Origin of the sequence: Streptomyces solincola, assembly GCF_002982015.1 — a bacterium.
Classification (GTDB): domain Bacteria; phylum Actinomycetota; class Actinomycetes; order Streptomycetales; family Streptomycetaceae; genus Streptomyces; species Streptomyces solincola.
Genome location: NZ_PVLV01000639.1, coordinates 1 through 4649 on the forward strand (window position 1 = coordinate 1; position 4649 = coordinate 4649).

Annotated in this window: 2 protein-coding genes; both read right to left on the reverse strand. The window is 76.5% G+C overall.

Annotated elements, in window-relative coordinates; translation table 11 throughout:
• Positions 1-2425, reverse strand: a 2425-nt coding sequence (locus C6N75_RS28600; RefSeq protein ID WP_105871751.1) for a SpoIIE family protein phosphatase, incomplete at its 3' end; no start/stop codon positions are given.
• A gap of 89 nt (positions 2426-2514) precedes the next feature.
• On the reverse strand, positions 2515-4649 hold a 2135-nt coding region (locus C6N75_RS28605; protein ID WP_105871752.1), incomplete at its 5' end, for a SpoIIE family protein phosphatase.

The following is a 4649-nucleotide window of genomic DNA, read 5'->3' on the forward strand; positions in this document are numbered from 1 at the left end:
AGATGTGTATAAGAGACGGGTCCGGCGGGGCGCCGTCGGGGGGCAGCGGCTGCTCGGCCCAGATGACCTTGCCCTGGGGGGTGTAGCGGGTGCCCCACTGCTGGGTCATCTGGGCGACCAGGAACAGTCCGCGGCCGCCCTCGTCCTCGCTGCCCGCGCGCCGCAGGTGCGGGGAGGTGTGCCCGGTGTCGGAGACCTCGCAGATCAGGGTGCGGTCGCGGATCAGCCGGAGCTGGATGGGCCCGGAGGCGTAGCGGATGGCGTTGGTGACCAGCTCGCTGACGACCAGCTCGGTGGTGAAGCCCAGTTCGCCGTCCAGGCCCCAGTCGTCGACCTGCCCGGTGGCGAAGGCGCGGGCCCGGCCGACCGCCTCGGGGTCGTCGGCCAGCTCGCAGACGGCGACCTCGTCGCGGTCCAGGACGCGGGTGCGCACCAGCAGCAGGGCGGCGTCGTCCTCGACCGGGCCCGGCAGCAGGGTGGCGACGATCCGGTCGCAGAGGACCTCCAGCGGGCGGCGCTGGTCGGCGAGCACCGTGTGCAGGGCGGCCACCTCGGCGTCCCGGTCGCGGCCCCGGCCGTAGACCAGTCCGTCGGTGTAGAGGGCCAGGACGCTGCCTTCGGGCAGTGGGAACTCCGTGCTCTGGAACGGCAGTCCGCCCAGGCCCAGCGGCGGTCCCGCGGGCACCTCGGGGTGGTGGACGCCGCCGGTGGCGGGGTCGACCACGGCCGGCGGCGGGTGGCCGGCGCGGGCCATGCTGCACCGTCCCGTGACCGGGTCGTAGACGGCGTACAGGCAGGTGACGCCGAGCGCGTCGTCCTCGCCGGCGTCGGGGACGGCGGTGCGCTCGTGGGCGTCCTGGGTGACCAGTTCGTCCAGGCGGGTGAGGAGTTCGTCGGGCGGCAGGTCGAGCCGGGCGAGCGCCCGGACGCTGGTGCGCAGCCGGCCCATGGTGGCGGCGGCCCGGACGCCGTGGCCGACGACGTCGCCGACGACGAGGCCGACCCGGGTGCCGGACAGGGCGATGACGTCGTACCAGTCGCCGCCGACGCCGGCGCCGGAGTCGGCGGGCAGGTAGCGGTGGGCGACCTCCGCGCCGGTGACCTGCGGCAGGTGGCGGGGCAGCAGGCTGCGCTGGAGGGTGAGGGCGGCGGTGTGCTCGCGGGTGAAGCGGCGGGCGTTGTCGATGCAGACGGCGGCGCGGGCGACCAGTTCGTCGGCGACCGGCAGGTCCCCCGCGCCGAACGGGTCGGGGTGACGGTCGCGGCAGAAGGTGACGACGCCGAGCGCGGCGCCCTCGGTGCGCAGCGGGACGGCGAGCCGGGAGCGGACGGTGTCGCCGGGGCCGGCGTCCTGGAGGACGGGGCGGCCTTCGGCCAGGCAGCGGGCCTGGAGCGAGTCGGGGTCCGGGTCGACGGGGTCGCGGCGGCGGGCGGGGCGGGTGCCGGACGGGCCGGGTCCGTCCCAGACCCGCACTAGCGTGCGGGCGGGCTCGGTGCCGGGGGCGGGCTGGTCGCCGGCGAGCACGGCGTCGAGCAGGTCGACCGCGACGGCGTCGGCGAACTGGGGCACGGTGACGGCGGCGAGTTCCTGGGCGGTGCGGTCCATGTCGAGGGTCTTGCCGACCATGCCGCCGGCCCGCACCAGCAGGTCCAGGCGCCGCTGGGCGAGGTAGCGCTCGGTGATGTCGACGCTCTCCTCGCAGACGCCGAGCGGGTGGCCGACGGGGTCCTGGAGGCGGTAGTAGGAGCAGGACCAGACGTGGTCGTGGGCGGGGTCGGAGGGCGGGCGGCCGCTGTAGTGGAGGTCGGTGACCGCTTCGCCGGTGGCGAGGACCGCGCGCATGGTCTCGGCCAGGGTGTCGGGCCGGCCGGGGTCGAGCACCCGGCCGTCCTCCACCTGCTCGTCGGGGCCCAGGCCGGTGTACTGGCCGTCGCCGCCCTCCTCGAACAGGGCGCGGTTGGTCCACACCACGCGCAGGGCGGTGTCGTAGATGGCGAGGCCGACGGGCGACTGGGTGGCCAGGCCGCGCAGCATCGACTGAAGGGCCTCCCAGCGGTCGGTCTCGTCGGCGTCGGCGAGGACCAGCAGCCTGCCGGGGCCGCCGCCGCGGGTGGAGTCCAGCGGCAGGGAGGCGGTGGCGACGCGGACGACCCGGCCGTCCCGGTGGCGCATGTGGAAGACCTGGCGGCGGGCCTGGGCGGCGCCGGGCACGGCGGTGGAGGGCCGGTAGGGGCCGGGGCGTTCGATGACGAAGGAACCGACGGAGCGGCCGGCGGCCTCGTGGGCGCGGTAGCCCAGCAGGGATTCGGCGGCCGGGCTCCAGCCGGTCACCGTGCCGTCGGCGTCCAGGACGGCCGTCGCCGCTCTCGTGACGTCGAGGGGGCCCCGGAAGTCGGCACCCTCGTCCGCGTGCACCGCGCTCATGGCACCTGCCTTCCCACGCCCCTTCATCGTCGGACCGGCGCCCGGCGGGCACAACCGCGGCTTTCGGTGGGTCAGCGGTGTCATGGCGGTCACGTCCCGGGGCGCGGGCCGTCGGGGGTGCGGGCGGCGAGCAGCAGCGCGATGTCGTCGGGGCGGGCGACGGCGGTGCGGGCCTGGCGGATGAGCTGGTCGGCGGTGCCGGCCAGGGTGGTGCCGCGGATGGCGGCGAGGGTGCCCCGCAGCCGCTCGATGCCCTGGTCGATGTCGGTGCCGGGCTGCTCCACCAGGCCGTCGGTGAACAGGGCGAGGACGGCGCCGGGTTCCAGGGTCAGTTCGGTGACGGGGTAGTGCGCGGTGGCGTCGATGCCGATGACCATGCCGCCGGGCAGGTCGAGGACCTCGGTTCGGCCGTCCGGGTGGCGCAGCAGCGGCTGGGGGTGGCCGGCGCGCACTGCGCGGGTGGTGCCGGTGGCCGGGTCGAGGTCGATGTAGCAGCAGCTCGCGAACTGGCCGGGGTCGAGGTCGATGAGGAGCCGGTTGGTGCCGCCGATGACGTCGGCGGGGTCGTGGCCGCTGAGCGCGAAGGCCCGTACGGCGCTGCGGAGCTGGCCCATGGTGGCGGCGGCGGACACGCCGTGGCCCTGGACGTCGCCGATGACGAGGGCGACGCCGCGGCCGGTCTCGATGACGTCGTACCAGTCGCCGCCGACGTCCATGCCCTCGGTGCCGGGCAGGTAGCGGCCGGTGGTGTCGACGCCGGGCAGCCGCGGCAGCTTGTGCGGCAGCAGCGCGGACTGGAGGCCGCGGGCGAGGGCGGCTTCGGAGTCGTAGCGGCGGGCGCGTTCCAGGGCCTGGCCGATGAGTCCGGCCAGCGCGGTGAGCACGGTGCGCTCCTCGGGGCTGAAGCCCCGGGGGCGGTCGAAGCCGAGGATGCAGGAGCCGACGGGGCGGCCGGAGGCGATCAGCGGCAGGAAGGCGCGGGCGCCGACGTGGGCGTCCATGGGGATGCCGGGGTAGGCGGCGGCGAGGTGCTGCATGGACTCGAAGAAGATGGGCCGGCCGGTGGTGAGGGTCTCCACGCCGGGCAGCCGGGCTTCCAGCGGGACGCCTTCGAAGCGGTCGAGGAAACCGCGGGGGAAGCCCGTCTCCCAGGCGAGGTGGAGCTGGCGTTCGTTGTTGAGGACGTAGATGGCGAGCTGGCGGCCGCCGAACGCGGGCAGCAGCTCGTCGGTCACGACGGCGGACACCTGCCGGGCGGTGACGGCCTCGGTGAGGGCGATGGCGAGGGCGACCGGCCGGTAGAGCACGGAGGCCCGGTCGGCGGGCGAGCCGAGGCCGGCGCCGGGCGAGACGAGGGAGTCGGGGGCGTAGGCCGGTTTGTCGGCGCCGGCGAGGGTGACGGTCAGTCCGTCGTGCCCGGGGTAGAGCGAGACCGAGAGCCAGGTGTCGGGGTCGCGGTGGGCCAGGAAGTGCACGGGTTCGTCGGAGAGGAGGGCGGCCCGGAAGCTGTCCTCGTAGGCGGGGTGCCCGAACCAGGGCAGCACGTCGAACATGCGCCGCCCGATCAGTTCGGGGCGGCCCCGGCCGAGCAGGGTCTCGGCCATGCGGTTGACGAAGGTGACGCGGCCGAGCCGGTCGATGGAGAAGATGCCCCGGGGCAGCCGGTCGGCGGCGGCCGCGACGACCGGGCCGGTGCCGGGGTCGACCAGCGCGCCGCGCACCTGCCCGTCCGGCGGCGGGTCCTCGCCGGGCGCGGCCGGCCGGGTGGACAGCTCCAGCAGGAACGGCCGCCCCTCGCTGCCGCGCACCCAGATCCGCCGGGAGGCGGGCCGGTCGGCGGAGGTGAGCTGCCCGGCCATGGTCCACAGCCCGTAGGAGTCCTCCGGTTCCAGCATCCGCGCCAGTCCGGCGGCGTCCACGGGCGCCCCCGGCGGCGAGGGGGCGCCCTCGCCGGACCCGCCCGCACCGCCCGCACCGGGAGTGCCGGGAGTGCCGGGCGGCGTCAGGACCGGTTCCATCGGGTCGGTCAGCTCGACGGGGTCGGGCCCGCCGTCCGGGTCGGTCAGCTCGACCGGGCCGGACGGGGCGGGGCCCGCTGCGTCCGTGCGCCCGGCCGCGCCGGCCGTCCCCCCGGCCGCGTCCGCCCCGTCGGGCGCGACGTCCGCGGCCGGGTCGGTCAGCACGGGCGGCGGCTTCGGCACGGGAGGGGGCTCGGGTACGGGGC